Genomic DNA, 22,642 nt, shown 5'->3' on the forward strand with positions numbered 1-22,642 from the left:
GCCATGAATTGGAGTATTGATCAGCTACAAGCCTTTGTCAGCGCAGCCCAATTGGGCTCATTTTCAGCCGCGGCTCGCAAACTAGGCAAAGCGCAATCACGGGTGAGTACTGCTATTGCTAACTTAGAGGCAGATTTAGGCTTCGAGCTTTATGACCGAAGTGCCAAGCTGCCAGTGCTTACGCCTCTTGGCCAACAAATGCTGCCGGAAGCGCAGCTAGTACTAGAACAATGTCACCGACTACAATCACGTGCTTTAACCGCTGCGAATAAAGAGCCCATCTCCTTAAAAATTGCCATTGATGAAGCTATCCCCATTGAAGCCATTCACTCAATGTTTATGCGAATAGGCGAACAGTTCCCCTATTTACAACTTACTGTAACCAACGGCACTCAAGACGATATTTCAGCGGCGATAGAAAATAAACAACTAGATATTGGTTTAATGCTTAGCCAAAAAGCCCTACCCGATAATGTAATGTTTAGCTCTTTAGGTTACGTTGAGTTGGTGCTGATTGTTGGCATGCAGCACCCTTTAACCAAGTTAACGTCAATTAGTTATCAGCATTTGCAAAAGTATCGACAACTTGTTCAATGCAACCGTGAAGGCCTTGGCAGCTCTACACCAATAAGCCCAAGCCACTGGTACGTAGATAGTTTCTATTTAATCAGTGAATTAGTCGCAAAAAACCAAGGCTGGGCAATCGTACCGCAACATATTGCCCAAAATGACTGGATTGAAGGCGCCATTCAAGTGGTTCACTGTGATTCGTTATTGGCTAATATGAAGTTTGAAATAGGCATAGTAAAGCGCTGCGATAGCCCAGATAGCAAACTTAGCACCTGGTTAGTCGCTGAGCTGCTTAAACTAATCAGTAATGATAGCTAATGGCATATCAGCCCCCGCTGCCACTCAATGACCAACTTAAAGAGCGTGACTTAAGCGCTTGCGGTAACTCATGTGTTACTAGTATGAATTACCGCGTCTAACTCAACCTTTTGTGCTGTTGCCTTGCTAAGAGCTCACAGATATTGACCTAAACCAGTCACGCCAATATTTGCGCTAAGTGAGCACTATTTGTTTGCCCCCCAAGCCCCTTGTAAAGCCGCCGTTTTCACATAATCGACAAAAGACCTTGGTGCTCGGCCAAGTGCTTGCTCTACGCCCTGGCATAAATGGCTATTTCTACCGTCCATCACTTCAGTAAACAACTCGCTCATAAGCCACAACATATCTTCTGGAAATTGCTGTTGTTTTAAGGCTCCAACAAATTGCTGCACGGTTAATTCGGTGAATTCAATGGGGCTTTGCTTAGCCTTAGCAATCAGCGCCACACATTCTCGTAAACTCAACAACTCTGGCCCGGTCACTTCAAATAAACGATTGTGTAATGCAGGAGTGCTTAAACACGCGACTGCCACTTCTGCAATATCATCAACATCAACAAAAGGCTCTAACACGTCAGCTCGCGGCAAGGCAACGTGGCCACTGTTCACAGACTCGATTAGAAAGCCTTCGCTAAAATTTTGGGCAAACCAACTGGCGCGCACAACATTCCAGCTTAAGCCGCTATCAATTAGCTGCTGCTCTGCGCGTTGAGCGCCTTCTTCACCACGCCCCGATAGTAATACAATGTGGCGAATGCCTGCTTGCTTGGCCAGCTTGATAAATTCACTGATCGCGGCTTGGGCGGCGGGTACGGCCAAATCAGGTTGGTAGGTCACGTAAGCTGAGTCACAGCCTTGCATAGCCTTTAGCCAAGTCTCAGGGTTGAGCCAGTCAAAAGAAAGTTAGCTTGAACGTGATACCCCACGTGTCGCCATACCTGCATTTTTTAATAACGTGTTTACTCGGCTACCGGTTTTACCGTTTGCGCCAACAATTAAGGTGGTAGATGTAGTCATTAGTTTGCTCCTAGCAATAGTTAACAAAAGTGGGTGCTTATCCACGAGCTTAGTATTGGCGAAATAAACTGGATGTTTAATACCACTTTGACTACAATTTTTAACTATTCGTCTATATCGGCCGTATACGCCTATGATTGACCCACAATGTGTTACTCAGCCCCACTTTCCCGAGGCCAACGATCCCTTAGGGGAGATTTTGCATCAACTTCGAGTAGACGGTAGCTTATATTGTCGCTCTCGCCTTTTTGGTCGTTGGTCTTTAGCGATGCCGGTATTACCCGGAAAAATGATGTTTCATATCGTTAATAAAGGCCAATGCTGGTTAAGCCTTGATGATGAAGCACCGGTATTACTCACCCAGGGCAGCTTAGTGCTGGTGCCGCATGGTCATGGCCATAGCATGAGTAGCGAGCTAGGTTTAGCGGCTACCCCACTGTTTGAGGCGGGCGTTAAACGAGTTAGCGAGCGCTATGAAACACTAGAGATTAGCGGCGAAGGTGAAAGCACAGAAGTCACCTGTGGGGTAGTAGGTTTTGACCAGGTAGCGGCACTGCAACTGATTCAACAACTGCCGCCTTTGTTGATCTTAGACGAACTAGAAAGCACTAAGCAAACCTGGCTAAATAGCAGCTTGGCGCTGATCACCTCTGAAGCTCAACAACTCAAACCGGGTGGCGAAACCATTATTACCCACCTTGCCGATATTTTGGTGATTCAGTTAATTCGCCACTGGTTAGAGCACTCGCCTCAAGCGAACCAAGGCTGGCTTGGCGCATTGCGCGATAAACAGATTGGCCTTGCCCTGCAGGCGATTCACCACCAGCCAGACAAAGCCTGGACAGTAGACACCCTCGCGCAACAATGTGGTATGTCGCGTTCTGGCTTTTCAGCAAGGTTTAGCCAACTAATGGGAAATAGCGTTAAGAATTACCTTACACAATGGCGTATGCAGTTGGCCCAGCAAAAACTAAAACACCAACGCGTCCCCTTAATTGAGTTAGCCGACGCTCTGGGTTATCAATCTGAAGCTGCTTTTTCACGCGCCTTTAAACGGGTAATAGGCGTACCTCCCGGCAAAGTAGCGCTGAATTAACAGCGCTCGTTTATGCCGCGCAGGTATGCTACGAATACTTAATATAAGCAGTCTCATCTTTCAATTCGTAGGTTCTGGGGTATACTGCGCAAAATTTAACTCACTAATACATGGCCTTATTTGAAATCGCTATGTCAATAATGGAACTTTTCCTTTGAAAAAAATTATCGCAGCCATCGCCCTAAGCACCCTAGTATCGGCCCCTGTTTTGGCAAGCTCTCCCGTTATGTTCTCAACCATTAATGGTTACAACGCCCCTAAATCGGATGCAGTAGAAGGCGTTCGTTTGTCGGTTCTTCATGGACAAGTAGATGAAGTGAAAGGGGTAGATTTTTCAGTGCTAGGCATGTCTGAAACTAAACGTACTACCGGCATTAACTTTGGTTTATTTTTTGGCGGCGCGAAAGTAACAGAAGAGATGAAAGGTGCTTCTTTAGGTTTATTTAACTGGAACACCGGCACTACAACAGGTATTAACTTGGCCGCAGTAAACATTACTAATGACGTGAATGGCTTAAACTGGAGTGCAGTAAACTACTCAGAAGGCTACACCAAAGCTGATCTAGGCTTCGCCAGTATTTCAGATAAATCTAACTTCCAGTTAGGTGTATTTAACATGACGAAAGAAATTGATGGTGTGCAAATTGGTTTAATTAATTGCGCAGATAACGGCTTTTTCAAATGTTTCCCTATCTTTAACTTTGCTAAATAAGCTCAGTTAGATATATAGAGTAAAACACTATGAGCGTGGCTTAATAGCCAAGACCATTAACCACGCTCATTGCTAAGTGTTTAAATATAGCCCGCCTACATCAGCGGCAATCAATGGATGAGCAACACCAAGACATAGCGCAGCAAACGCCCATCTGAAGCCTCATCATGACTTGGCGAATCATCATAAATAACACTGCCCCCCCCGATACACACATCTGATCCAACCACTTTTCCCCAGCGCTCTGCTACAGTTAATGACAAGCCAAACAATAATAAGGCACAAAGCATGAGTACTTTTGTAAGAGGGATTCTATGTAGCTGTTTATTACTGATTGCCCCTTCTATTTATGCCGCATTTATCACCACCAATGAAGCCGCGCTAGACGATATCTACTCTCAAGCTAGTTTTGGCAACAGAATTATTGATATAAGAATTGGCACAGCCACTGAGTTAGTTTTTCCTGAACTATTAGATATCACCACGGGTGCTGAAGTTAGCCAACTATTTAACCAACATTTAGGGCCTGCCAATGTGGTTAACTTCTTTTATATCGACACCATTAGCGCCTGTGGCAACAATACTTCTAGAAGTATCGTTGGTTGTGGTGAGTATTTTGGCAATGATTTTGTGGTGGAGTCTTCATTTGCGGCGGGGCGTTATGGAGGGGAGTTATTGGCACATGAACTGGGTCATAACTTAGGTTTACCTCACTTAGCGGGTAGCTATTTAATGAACCCAGGTTTGAATAATCGCACGCTAATTACCGAACCCGAAGTAACACGGATTTTCCGTAGTCCACTGGTACAAAGTGACGATAGCAGTTTTTGGATAGACATAACCCCTGTATTAATCGTGGCCGAAGCCAGCCGTGTGAGTGAGCCCGTGTCAGCCGGTTTGTTTATGTTGATATTGCTGCTGGTAACGTGGCGCAAACAACAGCTTAGCGCCTTTGCTTAGGTGACACATTAAGTTAAACGCTTAATAATTGTAAGCGTATTAATCTCTCATAAAAACTTGCGGGTCTGGTTATCAACAACAATACTCAATGACTTGTATCTATTGAAGCACTTAATAAACAGACCTACTTGCAACAACCATCGCTTAGCGTAATGAAGGCTAGCATTCGCGCTTATTCAAACCCATTTATCCCCCAACCACCAAGGAAGGCACAATGCGACGATTAATAGTATCTTTTGTCAGTGCGCTAGCATGGGCGCTGGCGCTACCAGTATTAGCGGCAACCGAAGCAAAACCTGCTTCCGATTTCACCAAGAAAGCCAATGCGGCCGTACTAGAAGCCCTACCTTTTAATGACACCGAAGACTTTGAAAACGCTCAACGTGGCTTTATCGCCCAACCAGATACGCTCACCATTAAATCTGCCGACGGCACGGTAGTGTGGGATTTGGAACAATACAAACAATTTATTAGTGTTGATAAAGCCGCCCCCGACACAGTTAATCCCAGCCTTTGGCGAAACGCCCAACTGGTGATCCAATACGGCTTATTTGAAGTTACCCCGAATATTTACCAAGTACGCTCTTACGATTTATCTAACATCACCTTTGTAAAAGGCGATACCGGCTGGATAGTATTTGACCCCCTTATCTCGCCCGAAACGGCCAAAGCAGCACTAGATTTAGTTAACCAAAAACTGGGCGAACGCCCAGTAGTCGCGATTATTTATAGCCATAGCCACATTGACCACTACGGCGGTGCCACAGGCTTAACCACCAAAGAAGAGGTCGCAGCAGGTAAGGTTCAAATCTTAGCGCCCGAACACTTTACCGAACACGCGGTATCAGAAAATGTGATTGCCGGTAATGCCATGGGTCGCCGCGCGGTTTACATGTATGGCGCGCTGCTACCACGCAATGCCAAGGGCGGCGTAAATGGCGGCTTAGGTATGACCACCTCTACCGGGTTAGCGGGTTTATTGCTGCCTACCCACGAGGTCACCAAAACCGGTGAAGAGATCACCATTGATGGAGTAACCATGGAGTTTCAAATGACTCCTGGCACCGAGGCTCCAGCAGAAATGAATACTTGGTTTGGTGAATGGAATGCCCTCTGGATGGCTGAAAACACCACCAATACCATGCACAACATTTTAACCTTACGTGGCGCCCAAGTGCGTGATGCGCTTAAGTGGTCAAGCTTCCTAAACGAAACCATCGAGCGCTGGGGAGATACGGTTGAAGTTAAGTTTCAAAGCCACCACTGGCCGCTGTGGGGCAACGACAACATTGTGCCTTATTTCAAAAAACAGCGAGATATTTACAAATTTACCCACGATCAATCGGTTCGTTTAATGAACCAAGGTTACAACGGTGAAGAAATTTCCGAAATGCTCACCCTGCCCCCAGAGCTTGAAAACAACTGGCCAACTCGCGGTTACTACGGCACCTTACGCCACAATAGCCGCGCGGTGTACCAACGCTACATGGGCTGGTACAACGGCAATCCATCTGATCTGAATAACTTACCCCAAGAGATGGTGGCTAAAAAATACGTTGAATTTATGGGGGGGGATGCGCAGGTATTAGAAAAAGCTCAGGGATCTTTTGATAAAGGAGAATACCGCTGGGTTGCAGAAGTGATGAAACACGCAGTATTTGCCAACCCTGAAAGCCAAGCCGCCAAAGAACTATTAGCCGACGCTTACGAGCAGCTTGGTTACCAAGCTGAATCGGGCCCGTGGCGCTCTGTTTACTTGCAAGGAGCTTATGAGTTGCGCAACGGTGTGCCGAGTGCGGGCGGCACCCAAACTGCCACCCCAGACACCATCAGAGCAATGACTCCAGATATGCTGTTTGATTATTTAGCGGTGCGCTTAATTGCCGACAAAGCGGCTGGCAAGCAGTTCACCATTAATATCGACTTTACCGATATCGATAGCCACCACAGCTTAACCGTAGAAAACGCAGTGCTTAACCACACCCAAAAACAAGCGGCTAAAGCCGATGTGAGCCTGAGTTTAAGCATGCAAACTATGAACAATATTCAGCTTAAACAGCTTAGCTTTGACGACGCCATCGCCAATGGTGATATCAAACTAAACGGCGACAAAGCGGTGTTTGATGGCTTCTTGGCCATGCTAGATGAGTTCAACTTCTGGTTTAATATTGTTACGCCTTAAGCTTTACTCGCTCTCTTACGAACTAAGGTTAAAAATATAAGACCAGCGCACTGCTGGCCTTATTTTTCTCATAACCTGCTACCCTAATTGCCCCGATTAGCCATCAATTATTACGAGCTAGTGTTATCTGGATAACCCGCTCTAAACATCGTTTATGTAGCAGAAAGTTTACGTGCCAAGCATTGTTCTTCTCGCTTAGCGCTACGCTCTAGCATCACTGAACTAAAATTAGTTACCACTCCAATTATCGTTACAGCAACAATAATAGGCGGAAACGGAGTTAACTAATGCCAACTGAACTAAACGTAATCGCGCCTTACACTGGCGGCTGGGACTCTCAAAATGAATACGATGGTATTGAGGCGCGCTTAGTACGTAATGCCCCAAGCTCTTGGGAAGTCATTTTAGGTTATGACAATCTGGCAGATTTAATTACCAAAATTAATCAACTGCTCACCATAGACCCAGACCACCCCTGCTTAAAAACGCTAGAAATAACTGCCCACGGTAACCCTATCTCTATCAATGATATGTCGCGTGTTGATGTGAATACATGGGCAGCCCAGCTCAAGACCCTCAATTGGTGTGACGAGGCCAGTATTTACTTATCGGGTTGCAATAGCGGGCTCCCCAGAACAACCCGACTCACCAACCCCGCGCAAGTCGGTCCCATTGCTAAGCAACTCGCCAATGCCTTGCCCTACAATGCCAGCAGCTTTGCCCACAAAATAAAAGTGTACGGCTCTAAAGGTTATCTCAGCGGGACTCATGTTGAGGGCAATGAAGACATTGTAGATAGCTTTACCGAATACAACTTTAGCTGGTCACTTCCACCGTGGAGCAAAACAAGGTGGACTAAGTATCCTGGAGGCACTAACGCCACAGGCAATGCCTGTTGGGCTAGTTTTAAAAATGGTAACTGGTGAGCACTATGGCTATAACTATTAAAGAGTTTAATACCCCAAATCAAATCACCTTGGATTCGTTTCAACAAGCCTTGTTTGAAGACGAGTTAAAGCGAGTTAGAGGGACTTTTATCACCCAATGGATAAGTAATTTGGTTGCTACAAGGACTCGCCGTGTTAGACCAATAATGGTACAACCCGACTGTGAAATCATGGTTAATCACAATGGTCAAATAACCAAGTATTTCCTTCATGGTGAATATGTTCTTTACCAAGAAGGAAGCCCGGTAAACTATCAGTTTTACATGGGCGTATTGCTTCAGCAGTGGCTAGGTATGCCTTAGCCAAACAGCTTAGCATTCACATTTTGCTACTCGCGCATTCCCCCCAATCGCTATGACTTAAGCGAGTGGCGTGGCTCTTCAAGTGATGGAACCTTCAACTTAGTTTAGCCAAGGCTTGTTATTCTGGGCAATGGCTCCCATTGCTATAGAATAAGACCACTGATTGAAGCTGGGCTGCCTAACTCGCAGTGTAAGACTCAATGGCAACCATCTCCCTAATGTATCTGGGCAATATAAAGGCGTAGCCATGCAAACCCGAACCACCGCAAGTGCAAGCACTCAAACAAGCGATACTAACGCCACAGCAAAAGGCAAAAACCTGCGTATTTTGTTTGAATTAGTCCGATTTATTCGCCCTTACAAGGGCCGAGTAGCAGCGGCACTGCTGGCGCTAATTTTTACCGCGTCGCTCACCCTGTCGGTGGGGTACGGGGTGCGTATATTAATTGATGAAGGCTTTGCCCAACAATCGCTACAACAGTTGGGAAGTGCGATTAAGTTTATTCTTGCGCTAACGGTGTTTATTTCCATCGGCACATTTTTTCGGTTTTACTTAGTGTCTTCGGTGGGTGAACGCGTGAGTGCCGATATACGGCTGGCGGTGTTTAACCACGTAATTACCTTGCACCCCAGCTATTTTGAAACCAACGGCAGTGGCGACATTATGTCTCGCATCACTACCGATACCACCTTGCTACAAAGCATTATTGGCTCTTCATTTTCTATGGCGATGCGCAGTGCATTAATGTGTATCGGTGCCATCATCATGCTGTTTGCCACCAACATAAAACTCACCCTTATAGTATTAGCCTCGGTGCCGTTTATTCTAGTGCCTATATTAATATACGGACGCCGGGTTAGAGCGCTGTCACGCCAAAGCCAAGATTCTATGGCCGATGTAGGGAGCTACGCAGGCGAAGCTATAGAGCACATAAAAACCGTACAAAGTTACAGTAACGAAGCGCAAGAACGCACGTTGTTCTCTAACGAAGTAGAAAAGGCCTTTGAGATAGGTCGCCAGCGGGTAAAACAACGGGCCATTTTAATCTCAGGCGTGATTGTTATTGTATTCAGTGCTATTGCCGGAATGCTTTGGGTAGGTGGTAGCGATGTAATCAACGGGGTAATGTCTGCCGGTGATTTAGCCGCGTTTGTCTTCTATGCCATTATGGTGGCATCGTCTCTGGCGACTATTTCAGAAGTATTAGGCGAATTGCAACGCGCCGCCGGGGCAACCGAAAGGCTCATTGAAATACTTCAAGTAGACAGCCATATTGTAGCGCCTAGCCAAAACATTACCTCAACCGCTGGGCTAGTGGCCGAAGTTGCGTTTAATAATGTGTCTTTCCACTACCCCTCTCGGCCAGACCAAGCGGCCACCGAGCAGCTAAGTTTAACCGCCGAACAAGGTAAAGTCGTCGCACTGGTTGGCCCCTCTGGCGCAGGAAAAACAACCCTGTTTGAACTACTGCAACGCTTTTACGACCCTCAATCCGGTATGGTGACACTGGGTGGGGTAGATATTCGTCAGCTAGACCCAACAGCGCTTCGCCAACAAATGGCATTGGTGCCACAGCAGCCAGCACTTTTTAGCAGTGATGTTTACCACAATATTCGTTATGGCACCCCCCAAGCCAGCGACCAACAAGTGATTGAGGCCGCCAAAAAAGCACATGCCCATGAGTTTATAATGAACTTACCCGAGGGTTACAACAGCCACCTTGGAGAACGAGGAGTAAGGCTTTCTGGTGGCCAACGCCAGCGGATTGCTATCGCCAGAGCCATACTAAAAGATCCCAGTATATTACTACTCGATGAAGCCACCAGCGCATTAGACAGCGAGAGTGAACACCATGTGCAGCAAGCCTTACAAGAGTTAATGCGTAACCGTACCACCTTAATTATTGCTCACCGCCTTTCCACCATTCAGCATGCCGACCAAATTGCGGTATTGGATCAAGGCCGTTTAGTCGACACAGGCGACCACTTGTCGTTAATGAAAAGCTGCGACTTATACCAACGCTTGGTAGAGCTGCAATTTAAGCATAATCAATAAAGGCTTAAGAGGGCTTAAGTTTAGGAAGCTATCAGTTACAGCGAACGGAGCCAACCGTGCATTGCTCTGGCTAAAATAAGTACTCGAAGTATTCTGGATTTTGCCTAAACATTAGCGCCAGCAAGGCCAAATACAACACAAAACCTAACCAACCGCTGCGAGTTAACGCTTGTTTATTTAACGTAGTTAAGCGGTAACCGCTTATCATCGCGCTAATTAGGCGGCGTTTTTTGAGGGTAAAACCGAGTATGACCAACACATGTATAGCAACCAATATCAGCAACAGTTCAACGTTAGCATGATGAATAGATCTGATTTTATTCGCCATGGTTTCAGATATATATTGATATAACGGGCCCTCAGCCAATACGTCGTCACTAATAAACAGGCCACTAATAGCTTGTAGTAGCAATCCCCCCATCAAGGCAATAATCATATACCCACCCAGCGCAGAGTGACCTAAGTGTTCCGCCGGTTTACCGCGAAGTTCTTGCTTACACTCGGCGAACACCTGCTTAGGGTGAGAGACAAATTGACTAAAACGGGCATTGCTACTGCCTATTAACCCCCAAATAATCCGCGTGACCAGCAAACAGAGAAAAATTAGCCCTAAGGCCATATGCCATTCTGTTTCAGCTTGCTCTGCGCTCCACCAAAGCCCCCCCAACAACAGCACTTGCAGCCAATGATAAAAACGCACAAAGCCGTCCCATACTTTTACTTTATGCACCTTACTCATGGCTGCTCCATACTCAGTGAATACTCAAGGCCTATTAGCGGTAACGCGCTAGGCTTTATTTGTCACAGTCTAAACGAAATTTTTTGTGGCTGTCTTTGGTATGTTGCTTAATACGCTTAAGGGCCGCTTTTATCTCTTTTTTATTGTTAGCTTGCTGCAGCTGTACAAAGTAGCCATTGAGCTGCTCTATCCCATCTAAATACGCTGTATGTTGCATATGGGTTTGATGATCCATTCCTGCCATGTTTTCCATTTGGCTATGGTCCATGTCGCTCATGTCATGTCCCATAGCGGAGTGGTCCATATCACTCATATCGCTCATGTCATGCCCCATCGCGGAATGGTCCATATCACTCATGTCGCTCATGTCATGTCCCATGGCGGAGTGGTCCATATCACTCTTGTCGCTCATGTCATGCCCCATGGCGGAGTGGTCCATATCATCGCCTTTTAGCTTCATTGGGATCTGCTGCTTGGCTTTTGCTACAGAGCTAAGTAATTTTTCGATTTGCTGTTGCATCAGTGTTTGATCATCTGCTTTTACTGCATCTACATAGGCTTTTAAGTCGTCTTTCATATCTTTCATTACACTGCCCAGTTCGCTGTCTTGACAGTGCTTAGAATGTGCTAAGACCGGTACCGAGAAGATAAGGCTTAAAGAAACGGGTATCGCTAATAATAGTTTTTTCATGGCATTTTCCTTATTGGGCAAGGCGTTTGCGTATGCCCTTAATGTATAGAGTTAATAGTTAATTGAGCATTAATTTACGCAGGCTGAATCGTTTCCAGAGGTAGTACACCGCTGGCAATACCAGTAAGGTGAGTACCAGCGCAGAGGCCATCCCCCCTATCATTGGGGCGGCAATACGTTGCATCACTTCAGAGCCCGTACCTTCACCCTTCATAATGGGTATTAAACCGATGATCACCGTGGCGACTGTCATCATTACCGGTCGCACTCGTAATCCGGCACCATTGATAATGGCCTCGCGCAATTGCTGCTTGGTGATTTGAGCATGCTCTTCTAAGGTGGCTAGCAATGATTGGTTTAGGTAAACTAACATGATCACACCAATTTCTACCGCCACGCCGGCGAGGGCGATAAAGCCAACACCTACCGCGATAGAGAAGTTGTATCCTAATAAATACATTAACCAAATACCGCCGATCATCGCCAAGGGTAAGGTGCCGAGTATTAATAACACTTCACCTACCCGTCGAAACGCCATATACAACAGCAATACAATAATTGCCAAGGTAGCAGGAATCACCAACCGCAAGGTTTCAGCTGCGCGCTCCATATATTCATATTGACCCGACCAACTAATTGAATACCCGGCTGGAAGCACCAATTGTTCAGCGACTGCTTGTTGTGCTTCGGCTACGTAAGAGCCTAAATCACGGCCATCAATATCAACAAAAATCCAACCATTGGGGCGGGCATTTTCAGTTTTTATCATCGGGGGGCCATCTTCCACATAAACGCGGGCAACATCGTTAAGGGTTAAGCGCAGGCCATTCGCCGACACCAGTGGCAATAATTTCATTTGCTCTACGCTGTCGCGATAGCGCTGCGGGTAACGAATATTGACCGGGTAACGCTCTAGGCCTTCAATGGTTTGAGTAACATTCATCCCTCCTACGGCGGTCGTAACAACAGCTTGTACTTCAGCAATGTTTAAGCCATAGCGGGCGGCGCGTTGTCGGTCTATATCTACTTTCACGTAACGTCCTCCTGCGACTCGCTCAGCATAAGCGGAGGCCGTGCCGGGAACCTGTTGTAAAATAAGCTCTATCTGCTTGCCGATATTTTCAATCACTGCCAGTTTCTCGCCAGCAACTTTGATACCAATCGGTGTTTTAATCCCGGTCGCAAGCATATCGATACGGGTTTTAATCGGCATTACCCAAGCGTTGGTTAAACCCGGAAATTGTACTAAAGCATCAAGCTCTTGACGCAGGCTTTCGCTAGTAACTCCTGCACGCCATTGGGCCTTGTCTTTTAAAGTGATAAAGGTTTCTATCATGGTGAGAGGTGCAGGGTCAGTGGCCGTTTCAGCGCGCCCTACTTTGCCCCAAACTCGTTCCACCTCAGGTAGCGTTTTAATCAGCTTATTGGTTTGCTGGAGTAATTCGCGCGCTTTACCAATGCTTATACCGGGGTAAGTGGTTGGCATGTACATTAAGTCCCCTTCGTCTAAGGGAGGGATAAATTCGCTACCAATTTTATTTACTGGATATAAACCCACACCAACTAAAGCCACGGCGATGACCACCACTAATACGGGTGCTTTTAAGCTCAAACTCAGTAAGGGCTTATAGCTAGCGATCAGTAAACGGTTTAAAGGGTTTTTATTTTCGGCAATCACCTTACCGCGAATAAAGTAGCCCATTAATACCGGCACTAACGTAATCGCTAATCCCGCAGAAGCGGCCATGGCATAGGTTTTGGTATAGGCCAGTGGCGAGAACATCTTCCCTTCTTGCCCCTCTAGCACAAACACAGGTACAAAGCTGAAAGTGATAATAAGGAGTGAGAAAAACAGCGCAGGGCCCACTTCTGTTGCTGCCTTGCCAATCACTTGCCAACGGTTTTTATTGGTAAGCGGGGTGCGTTCCATGTGTTTGTGCACATTTTCTATCATCACAATTGCGCCATCTACCATTGCGCCAATGGCAATGGCAATACCGCCTAAAGACATAATGTTGGCGTTAATCCCCTGCCAGCGCATCACAATAAAGGCGATGATAATACCCACCGGCAAGCTGAGTAATACCACTAAAGAACTACGTATATGGAACAAAAACGCAGCACAAACCAATACCACTACAATAAACTCTTCGAGAAGCTTCTCTTGCAGGTTGTCGACCGCACGCTCAATTAAACCTGAGCGATCATAGGTGGTGACAATCTCAACACCTTCTGGCAATGAGCGTTGCAGCTCACTGAGCTTTTGTTTCACTGCCGCAATAACGTCGCGAGCATTTTCGCCAAAGCGCATCACCACAACACCACCCACCACCTCGCCTTCGCCGTCTAGCTCGGTGAGCCCTCGGCGCATTTGTGGGCCAAGCTGGATATGCGCCACTTCGCCCAGTAGTATTGGCGTGCCGTTAGCGTTTAGCTTTAAGGGCAAATTGGCTAAATCTTCAATAGAAGAAATGTAGCCACTGGTGCGCACCATGTATTCAGCTTCACCCATTTCAATAACACTGGCACCGGCTTCTTGGTTACCTTGCTTTATCGCCTGGGTGATCGCTGAGAGCGGCAGTTGATAAGTGCGTAACTTGTCTGGGTCTATTTGCACTTGATACTGCTTAATCATGCCGCCAACGGTCGCCACTTCAGATACGCCCGGTACAGTTTGCAGTTCGTACTTTAAGAACCAATCTTGCAAGCTCCTTAATTGGCTTAAATCATGATTGCCACTACGATCGGTTAAGGCGTAAGAAAAGATCCACCCCACACCTGTAGCATCTGGCCCTAGCGCAGGTTTAGCGCTGGCTGGTAAGTTAGGGGTAACTTGGGATAAATACTCCAATACCCGCGAGCGCGCCCAGTAAATATCGGTACCGTCTTCAAAAATAATGTACACGTAAGAATCGCCAAAGAAGGAGTAGCCGCGCACCGTTTTGGCATTGGGTACCGACAACATCGCAGTCGTTAGCGGATAAGTGACTTGATCTTCAACCACCTGAGGGGCTTGCCCCGGATAGCTGGTTTTAATAATGACCTGCACATCTGACAGATCAGGAATGGCATCAATGGGGGTATTTTTAATGGCAAATCCCCCATAAATAACCACCACTAAGGTGAGCAATAGCACCATCGCTCGATTGGCTATAGACCATTCAATGACGCGTCTAATCATTGCGCGTCTCCCGCATCACTGAGATCGTCACTCTCTAAATCTAACCAATCAAATTCATCGTCGTTGTTGGAATCGCTGGCCGTTGCGGTTTCTTCAGCGCCGCTTGCAGCGTGGTTCATACTGCTATGATCCATTTGGCTGTGATCGTCAGAGCTATTCATATCCTGCATCTCATTTTCAGCGAGTTCAACCATTTCTAAAGCCACAATTGGATATTGATTACCTTGCTTTTCGACTTCAACACTAAGGCCTTGACCAACCTGCAGTTGGCTAGGGATGATTGCGGGGTCTATGGGGAAATCCATCACCATCGCGGGCCAATTCCACTCTGGGATTGGCGGATGAGAAAGCGTTAAAGCTTGCGCTTTAATCGCTACAACTTTAGCAACTACGGTAATGCTAGTAGGCTGCCTATCGGGCGGCCCCATTCGGCTAAAATCAGCACGTAAACTGGATTCTGAATCCAGTAAGAAATGAGCACTAGTAACCACTTTATCGCCTTTGCGTAAGCCTGCCAGTATCTCTACCTTGCCACCACTTTCTCGGCCTAGCTTCACCTTAACTGATTGGTATTTTCCATCACCGCGCGCCATCACTACCCGGCTAAAGTCACCACCATGTATCACCGCCTCACGGGGTATTAATAAGCTGTAGTCGCCATCTTCTGCCTGTAGAGTAACTTGCGCGTACATGTTGGGTTTTAGGCGTTCATCGTGATTGGCAAACTTGATGCGTACTTGTAGAGTACGCGTACTAGCATCTAATACTGGGTAAATATAATCGACTTGGCCTTGCCACTGCTCACCAGCAAAGCTGCCGGCTTGCATAACGGCTTTATCGCCTACCCTCACCAGATTAGCTTGAGACTCATACAGTTCAGCAATAAGCCAAATATCGTGTAAAGTGCCAGCTTCAATAAGTTGGGTTGCCGGCGAAATAAACGCGCCTTCACGCACGCCAAGCTTTGATACATAGCCGGTGTCTGGTGCATACAAGTCGATAAACTGGCTCACTTTCTTGGTTTTTTCTAGTTGTTTTATTTGCGCTTGGCTGACCCCCAACACTTGTAAGCGCTGTTTAGTGGCATGAATAAGGTTTTTATTGCCTAAACGAAAAGCGTTGAGTAAATCATCTTGCGCCTTGAGTAACTCTGGCGAATACAGCGACAACAGTTTTTGGCCTTTCGTTACCCGTTCACCTTCTGCTTTTACATACAACTTCTCCACCCAGCCTGAGATACGGCTGTTCATTTGCCACAGTGTGTCTTGATTAAAGCTCAAGCTACCTACAGCCTTAACTTGAGGGCTGAATTTTTCTAAGCTGACAACTTGGGTGCGAACCCCAAGGTTGTTTTCTACGCGAGGAGATATGCTTACCATCCCTGGCGCGTCGGAGCTTGAAGACTCTTCGTAAACCGGCACTAAGTCCATGCCCATGGGTGATAAACCGGGTTTGTCTCGGCGATAATTGGGGTCCATAGGTGCCACCCAATACAATGGCTGTGCTTGGTCATCGGTTTGACTTAGCGACGGTTCTGAATCATGCACGCCACCGAGTAGCTTTGATTGGCTAAGGCTGTACCCCCCCGCAAGTCCAAGCGACAAACAGAGAATACCTAATACAAATTTGTTCATGAATATTCCTATTTCGCTTGGTAATAACGCACGTCGGCCAAGGCCTTGTACTTGATACTGGTTAATTGCTGATACTCTAGGCTTAAAGCTAATTCATCCATAAACGCTTTAATCACTTGTTCAAAGTTAAGGGTATTTGACTGGTAGCCTTGTAGTACTGCAGCGGTATTTTGCTTGGCTTGTTCCAATAGCGTGGTTTGATAACGTTGGATACGTGAATGGGTATTACTGTAACGGGCGACCGCACCATTGAGCATGCCGTTCATGGTGGTCATGAGTATGTCTTTTTCTGCTCTTTTAATGCCCTTACCGCGCTGTGCTGCAATCACCCCTTGGTCCTGGCGTTTATCAGTGAACAAAGGCACATCCATAGTGACAAACCCACTGAGCAAATCGCTGCGACGTGAGCCATCCATTTCAGTAGCACGGCGATGTCCATAGCCCACTTCCACTTTAAACGCCGGTTTATAGGCTTGGTTGGCAATGGCTATTTGATTCTCGGCGACGTCAATACTCTTTTGTGCGGCCTGTACTTTAGGATGTAAACCCAGCAAAGAGTAATGCTCGATAGTGCCATTCATCGCGTAACTGACACTGTCGTCCCAATGAGGTAGCTGCTCTGAAAACGCATCGAAGGCTTGGGCACCTAACCAAGAGGCTAAACGGCCGCGCAAAGCTTGTTCTTGCTGATAAAAAGCGGCAATTTGTTCATCAAATTTATTAAGTTGTAGCTCTGCTTGAATCAGATCTTGGCTTTGTTTGTAACCTAACTCAAATTGGCTTCGTACATGTTCAACATTCTGTTTGAACAAACGTTGATTTTGCTTAATCAATTGCTGGGCTTGATGAGCAAAACGTATCTCAAACCAAATATTGCGGATGTTACGACTAAGCTCCAGCTGGCGATTTTGGGCGAGCTGTATGCTCTGTTCACTACGTTGATTAAAGCTATTAGCGTTGAGGCTTAGGGTATCTCCTCGGCTAAATTGTTGGGCAAGACCTAGACTAACTTGAGTCATGGGATCTTGATCTAGAGCGAAGCTATCGATAGGCAAGTTACCCAAGCCAAGCTTTAACATGGGGTCGGCCAACTGCGATTGAGCAATGGCTTGCGCTGCAAACTGTTGCTGTTGCTGCTGAAACATTTCGGCGGCGGGATCAAGCCGCAATGCTATTTGCTCAGCGTCTTGTAGACGCAGTGATTGTGCTGATGCATCGATTACAAATAGCATCAACAACCCTGCAATATAACGGGGTATCATAAAAATTCCTTACTAGTGATTTACGGATTTATTTTGTATAAATCAACTAATAAGCGGAGGTCGGTAAAGCGACTCTTGGTGTTTAGTAGGGAAAAAACGAAGATAGCTAAAAGCGGGAGCATCGTTGGCGAACGCAGGTAGCGGAAAGTGGGTAGTTAAACCAAAAGGGGTGGCACTACAGGCGGATAATTCGCATTGGATTTTACATTGCTCGGCGGCGGCATTGTTGTCGCAAACATCAACCGCCACGCGAGCATGGTCCATTGATTGATGGTCTTGAGTTTGCTGTTTAGCGCTAGCTGCCGAATGACAATCGTGGGCAGTATTGATTGCGCTGTGGTGCATCATCATAGTAGACATGAATGCCTCTCCCATCGCCATGGTTGGCGTAGAGATAAGATTGGCAATCAATAAACTAATCAGAAAAAATATGCGCAAAATAACTAACTGATGCAAGATTTGCATTGATAGTAAAGTGTTTAAGGTACACGAGCAAGCCTTTCCACCATTCAGCATCCCCACCAAATTGCGGTATTGGATCAAAGCCGTTTAGTCGACACCGGCGATCACTTGTCGTTAATGAAAAGCTGCGACTTATACCAACGCTTGGTAGAGCTACAATTTAAGCATAATCAATAATGGATAACGCATTTATTCCCCAAAGCTTGTTAGGCCCTCTTAAGAACAACATAGTCAAACACAGCTTTTTCCATACCAAAACTAATGGTTTTATTAAGTGCTTCTGCATTGCTTTCTAGAGGAATACTTATTAACTTATCATGGGTGTCTTGTCATCCTCCTGATGTGTTTATTCGAATAACTTATCATAAGTGTCTTGTTATCCGTTCAGAGTGCGCTACTGGATTTTAGGTGCGCCGGTTGAGTTGATGAGAGATGGCTGTCCCTTCACGTCTCCATTAGATCAAACCACGGAGTGCGCGTCTACTTTTATGATTTTCCTCGGGATTATGAGGGGATTCGCTAGACAAAGGCGTTATGTGAATGCGTTCAGGTACAGTAGATTGCTTAACAAATCAAATTGGATAATATGTTAACTACGAATAGAACAATTAGCGGAATCCCACTACTGCTTGTTTATAGAGATTCAATCGAGCAATCAAAAGAGCGAGGAACCGTTCTTTTTCTTCATGGCTTCTCTGCCAGTAAAGATGTTCAGAAACCAGATCTGGACATGTTAGCCGAAGAAGGTTTCTTGCTTATTGGGATTGATAGTTGGGGGCATGGTGATCGCCAACACCCTGACTTTAATAACTACTTTGCTTATGACAGTGGTTATTTTGACCAGCGCTTTATTGAAGTAGTCAAAAAGACAGCTATTGAGATCCCTTCACTTATTGATGAATTAGATGAACAAAATCTAATTATCCCTTCTAAGCTTGGCCTCGTTGGAATTTCAATGGGTGCGTTTATTAGTTATAAAGTCATAGTTGAGGAAACAAGAATAAAATGTGCGGCATTGTTTATTGGTAGTCCTAACTGGGGTGACTCTCCCGAAAGCCCACACTTGTTTTCCGAAGACATTCATCCCACTGCACTGCTAACCCTTGTTGCAGGTAAGGATGCAACCGTTCCTCCAGCGAGCGCAAAAGCACTTCATCATCAATTAGTACCTCATTATGCTGACTCACCAAATAAGCTAAAACTGGTGGAGTACCCCGAGTCTGATCATATGATGGAAGAGGAGGATTGGTTGGATGCTATGGATAATGCAAAACAATGGCTAAATCAATTCATTTAGTATCAAGAGTCTGGCAGTGAAAAGCGGGCCTTATTAAGTACTGTGTGCGATATTCACATAACCAACAAATCAAAGGGACGCCCAAGCCTCGCTGCGCTCGGGCAATTTTGGGCGCCCGTTATTTGAGGCGTTAACTCCGATCCAACCGTACTTAATCTAATCCGAGTCGCCTGTATTTGAACTAACAACGTAACGCTCTTTTGTCCACTTCCAAGTTGGCAACAAGCTTTGCTTACCGCAGAACTTGTTGCCAAACTAAAGTTGCGAGCATAACACTCATATTTACTAGGTATGCGCAGTGATATGATGCTACTAAGCCTTACACGCTCACTTCATCCACTAAGTACAATATCGATTGATACACCACCCCACTGTGATGCGACAAACCAATTTCGCAGGTTCGGCTATTGCTGTAACCACGGGTGCAGCCCTCTGGCACTTGGGCTTTTAGGGGCGCTAAGGCGGCTTTATTTAGCTCTGGGGTGGTAAAGCCTTTATCGCCAGCCCAACCGCAGCAGTATATGTGCTCAGGTAATATGGCTTGCTCAGCACAATGTTTAGCAATATCGAGCAGCGGATCGTGCATGTCCATGCGGCGCGAACTACAGGTAAGGTGAAGCATTACAGGTTCACTAAGCTTGGCTATCTCTAGCTTGTTAAGTGCGTGTTGGTGAATAAAACCTATTGGCTCATATATATCGAGGGGCTGGCTAAACTGCTCTTTGCTGCGTTTAGCGCAGGGGCTAGTGTCCATTAACACTGGCCAGCGGCCCTGTTCGCTCAGTTGCCAAATAAGCGTTTCTAGCTGCTGTGATTTGTCGGCAGCAATCTCTAACATGCCTTTGCTGTGATAGGGCATGCCACAACATAAATCATCGCCCTTATCGGCCATTATCACTTCAAAGCCGGCTTTTTCTAACACGCTGCAGGTCACCTCTACCAGTGGCCGAGGGTCGATAGCGCCGGCTTGCGGCCCCATAGTTCGCGCCGCACAAGACGGTATATATACCACTTTTTGTTTATGAAAACGGGCTTGTGGTGGCTGGTATTTGGCGCGTGTAGGATAAGCGGGATTCCAAGTGGGCACCTTGCCTGCCGATATGTTGGTAATACCTTTACTGATTGCGCTTACCGCGCCCGACCCCAGTACTTTTTGCCCCAGCTCGGCGGTGCCTAAACCTAGACGGGTCATGGTTGCTACACTGGAAAAATGTTCGGCTGTCCAACGGGCGATGTTTTGGTACTTCGCATATTGTTGCTCGCGTAATTGCCGCACTAAGTCACCGGTATTAATGCCCACCGGGCAACGGTCGGCACATAAACCTACCGCAGCACAGGTATCTATGCCTAGATATTTAAAGTCTTTTTCTAACTCAGCCAGGCGCGGGGCATCACTGCCACTGCGGCGCAATTCACTTAACTCGCGATACAATACTATACGTTGCCGCGGGCTAAGACTTAAGCTACGAGAGGGGCAAACGGGTTCACAAAAGCCACATTCAATACACTTATCTACCAACTCATTGGCGGCTGGCATGGGTTTTAAATTGGCTAAATGCACTTGGCTATCGCTATTGAGGATAACCCCAGGGTTCAGCAAATTTTGGGGGTCGAACAGCTGCTTAATTTGTTGCATTAAGGCTAAACCTTCGGCGCCCCACTCTAGCTCTACAAACGGTGCCATATTGCGCCCCGTACCATGTTCCGCCTTTAGCGAACCTTGGTATTTAACCGCCACCAACTGGCTTACAGCATCCATAAAGCGGCCATAACGCGCCACTTCTGCCGGGTCATCAAAGCCTTGTGTGAATACAAAATGTAAGTTGCCCGCCAAGGCATGGCCAAAGATAATCGCCTCGGTGTAGCCGTGCTCAATGAATAGTTGTTGCAACTCGCAGACCCCATTAGCTAAGCGCGCTACCGGAAAGGCAACATCTTCAATAATCACCGTTGTGCCAGTTTCGCGCACCGCCCCTACTGCTGGGAACATGCCTTTACGAATCGCCCACAACGCGGCGGTTTCATTGGATTTAGTGGTAAATGCTACCTCACCGATGCGAGAGAAACTCTGCAAGCTGCCCATCACTTGCTCACAAAGCTGGTTGAGTTCATCGGTTTGGCTACTGCGCGTTTCCACTAACAAAGCGCATGCATGTTTATCTAAACTGGCTATAAAGTCTGGCATGCCCGGCTTATTGGCTACCGACGCTAACGCGAGGCCATCCATTAACTCCACTGCCGCAACGGGTTGGTCGGCTAACACCTGCACCGCTTTACAGGCAGTATCGCTGTCGGCAAATACCAGCAGCGTTGACGCCTTGTGTGGATGCTCGATAACGGTGTTATAGGTAAGCTCAGCAATAAAAGCCAACGTGCCTTCAGAGCCTATCATTAGGTGCTGCAAAATATCGAAAGGGTCGCTAAAGTCCACCAACGCGTTAAGGCTGTAACCAGTGGTATTTTTCAAGCGGTATTTATGGCGGATTTTGTCGGCTAAAGCTTGGTTTTGTTGGGTGTTTTTCGCCAGCGCTAACAACCCTTCTAGCAAGCCAGCGTGGCTGCGCTTAAAGGCTGCTACGCTATGTGGGTCGCCAGTATTTAATACCGAACCATCAGAAAACACCACCGTGATAGAAGCCATAGTGTGATATGAATTTTGCGCCGTGCCACAGCACATACCCGAGGCATTATTGGCGGCAATACCGCCGATTTTACAGGCATTGATGGAGGCCGGATCGGGGCCGATTTTGCGTTGAAACGGTGCTAAGTAACGGTTGGCATCTGCGCCGATGACGCCAGGCTGTAGGCTGATTTTTTCGCCATTATCCAATATTTCATGCTGGCGCCAATCATCACTGAGTAAAATCAGTACTGAATCGCTGATTGCCTGCCCCGACAAACTGGTACCTGCGGCGCGAAAGGTATAAGGCAAGGCTAGTTGGGCGCAATTGGCCATGACCACTTGTAACTGCTCTAGGTGATTCACCTTAACCACCAACTTTGGAATAAGCCGATAAAAACTGGCGTCGGTGCCATAAGCCAGCGTTTGCGCAGCGCTGGTGATCAGCTGCGTGGGCTCAAAGTGCTCGGCTAGGCGCTCAAACAGTTGTTGGTAAGATCCTTCTAATACAGGGCTAGTTGTTTGAGTCATGGTTTATTCCTGAATCTATTTATAAAAAGTTGCTGGCCGGGAAGATGTTCCTCGGCCAGCAAAACT

At 46.6% G+C, this 22,642-nt stretch carries 17 protein-coding genes and 1 pseudogene; 9 read left to right on the plus strand and 9 right to left on the minus strand.

Annotated elements, in window-relative coordinates; genetic code table 11:
- The first annotated feature begins 3 nt into the window (after positions 1-3).
- Positions 4-888 (plus strand): LysR family transcriptional regulator, encoded by an 885-nt coding sequence (locus tag M0C34_RS14945; protein ID WP_248712477.1) that lies wholly within the window; start codon positions 4-6, stop codon positions 886-888.
- Between the two features lie 185 nt (positions 889-1,073).
- Here M0C34_RS14945 and M0C34_RS14950 read toward each other — a convergent pair.
- Positions 1,074-1,769: pseudogene (locus M0C34_RS14950) on the minus strand (Rossmann-fold NAD(P)-binding domain-containing protein); the annotation flags it as partial.
- 268 nt (positions 1,770-2,037) lie between these two features.
- Between M0C34_RS14950 and M0C34_RS14955 the strand changes: the two are divergent.
- A complete protein-coding gene (locus M0C34_RS14955) occupies positions 2,038-3,000 on the plus strand; it encodes an AraC family transcriptional regulator (RefSeq protein ID WP_248712479.1) in 963 nt (320 codons plus the stop codon).
- Positions 3,001-3,154: 154 nt separating this feature from the next.
- Positions 3,155-3,712 carry a VC2662 family protein gene (locus M0C34_RS14960; protein ID WP_248712480.1) on the plus strand — a complete coding sequence of 186 codons (558 nt, stop codon included), beginning with the start codon at positions 3,155-3,157 and terminating at the stop codon, positions 3,710-3,712.
- Positions 3,713-3,822: 110 nt separating this feature from the next.
- Here the strand turns inward: M0C34_RS14960 and M0C34_RS14965 are convergent, their stop codons facing one another.
- Positions 3,823-4,002, minus strand: coding sequence for a hypothetical protein (locus tag M0C34_RS14965; RefSeq protein ID WP_248712481.1), 180 nt, complete (start codon positions 4,000-4,002; stop codon positions 3,823-3,825).
- On the opposite strand from M0C34_RS14965, the gene M0C34_RS14970 reads away from it, so the two are divergent.
- The 5 genes from M0C34_RS14970 to M0C34_RS14990 all read left to right on the plus strand — a co-directional run bounded on the left by M0C34_RS14970 (position 4,001) and on the right by M0C34_RS14990 (position 10,159).
- Entirely contained in the window at positions 4,001-4,672 is a 672-nt protein-coding gene (locus tag M0C34_RS14970; RefSeq protein WP_248712482.1) for a zinc metalloprotease, read from the plus strand. The genes M0C34_RS14965 and M0C34_RS14970 overlap by 2 nt on opposite strands.
- Before the next feature lie 214 nt (positions 4,673-4,886).
- Entirely contained in the window at positions 4,887-6,854 is a 1,968-nt protein-coding gene (locus M0C34_RS14975) for an alkyl/aryl-sulfatase (RefSeq protein ID WP_248712483.1), read from the plus strand.
- A 287-nt stretch (positions 6,855-7,141) separates the two neighbouring features.
- A complete protein-coding gene (locus M0C34_RS14980) occupies positions 7,142-7,780 on the plus strand; it encodes a hypothetical protein (RefSeq protein ID WP_248712484.1) in 639 nt (212 codons plus the stop codon).
- Between the two features lie 5 nt (positions 7,781-7,785).
- Positions 7,786-8,103: a hypothetical protein gene (locus tag M0C34_RS14985; RefSeq protein ID WP_248712485.1), complete on the plus strand. Its 318-nt coding sequence runs from the start codon at positions 7,786-7,788 to the stop codon at positions 8,101-8,103.
- A 247-nt stretch (positions 8,104-8,350) separates the two neighbouring features.
- Positions 8,351-10,159: an ABC transporter ATP-binding protein/permease gene (locus M0C34_RS14990; protein ID WP_248712486.1), complete on the plus strand. Its 1,809-nt coding sequence runs from the start codon at positions 8,351-8,353 to the stop codon at positions 10,157-10,159.
- Between the two features lie 70 nt (positions 10,160-10,229).
- Here M0C34_RS14990 and M0C34_RS14995 read toward each other — a convergent pair whose 3' ends face one another.
- The 6 genes from M0C34_RS14995 to M0C34_RS15020 are packed head-to-tail and all read right to left on the minus strand — an operon-like array spanning position 10,230 to position 18,104.
- Entirely contained in the window at positions 10,230-10,898 is a 669-nt protein-coding gene (locus tag M0C34_RS14995) for a cytochrome b/b6 domain-containing protein (RefSeq protein WP_248712487.1), read from the minus strand.
- 55 nt (positions 10,899-10,953) lie between these two features.
- On the minus strand, positions 10,954-11,589 hold the full coding sequence (locus tag M0C34_RS15000) for a copper resistance protein CopA (RefSeq protein ID WP_248712488.1): 636 nt from the start codon (positions 11,587-11,589) through the stop codon (positions 10,954-10,956).
- Between the two features lie 58 nt (positions 11,590-11,647).
- On the minus strand, positions 11,648-14,770 hold the full coding sequence (locus M0C34_RS15005) for an efflux RND transporter permease subunit (RefSeq protein WP_248712489.1): 3,123 nt from the start codon (positions 14,768-14,770) through the stop codon (positions 11,648-11,650).
- On the minus strand, positions 14,767-16,404 hold the full coding sequence (locus M0C34_RS15010) for an efflux RND transporter periplasmic adaptor subunit (RefSeq protein ID WP_248712490.1): 1,638 nt from the start codon (positions 16,402-16,404) through the stop codon (positions 14,767-14,769). Before M0C34_RS15010 ends, M0C34_RS15005 begins: the two co-directional genes overlap by 4 nt.
- Positions 16,405-16,412: 8 nt before the next feature.
- Positions 16,413-17,666: a TolC family protein gene (locus M0C34_RS15015; protein WP_248712491.1), complete on the minus strand. Its 1,254-nt coding sequence runs from the start codon at positions 17,664-17,666 to the stop codon at positions 16,413-16,415.
- 42 nt (positions 17,667-17,708) lie between these two features.
- A complete protein-coding gene (locus M0C34_RS15020; protein WP_248712492.1) occupies positions 17,709-18,104 on the minus strand; it encodes a hypothetical protein in 396 nt (131 codons plus the stop codon).
- A 610-nt stretch (positions 18,105-18,714) separates the two neighbouring features.
- Here M0C34_RS15020 and M0C34_RS15025 point away from each other — a divergent pair.
- Entirely contained in the window at positions 18,715-19,425 is a 711-nt protein-coding gene (locus tag M0C34_RS15025; protein ID WP_248712493.1) for an alpha/beta hydrolase, read from the plus strand.
- A gap of 319 nt (positions 19,426-19,744) precedes the next feature.
- Here M0C34_RS15025 and M0C34_RS15030 read toward each other — a convergent pair whose 3' ends face one another.
- On the minus strand, positions 19,745-22,576 hold the full coding sequence (locus M0C34_RS15030) for an FAD-binding and (Fe-S)-binding domain-containing protein (RefSeq protein ID WP_248712494.1): 2,832 nt from the start codon (positions 22,574-22,576) through the stop codon (positions 19,745-19,747).
- Positions 22,577-22,642: the final 66 nt, after the last annotated feature.

Source organism: Agarivorans sp. TSD2052, from assembly GCF_023238625.1.
In the GTDB taxonomy this organism is placed as follows: Bacteria; Pseudomonadota; Gammaproteobacteria; order Enterobacterales; family Celerinatantimonadaceae; genus Agarivorans.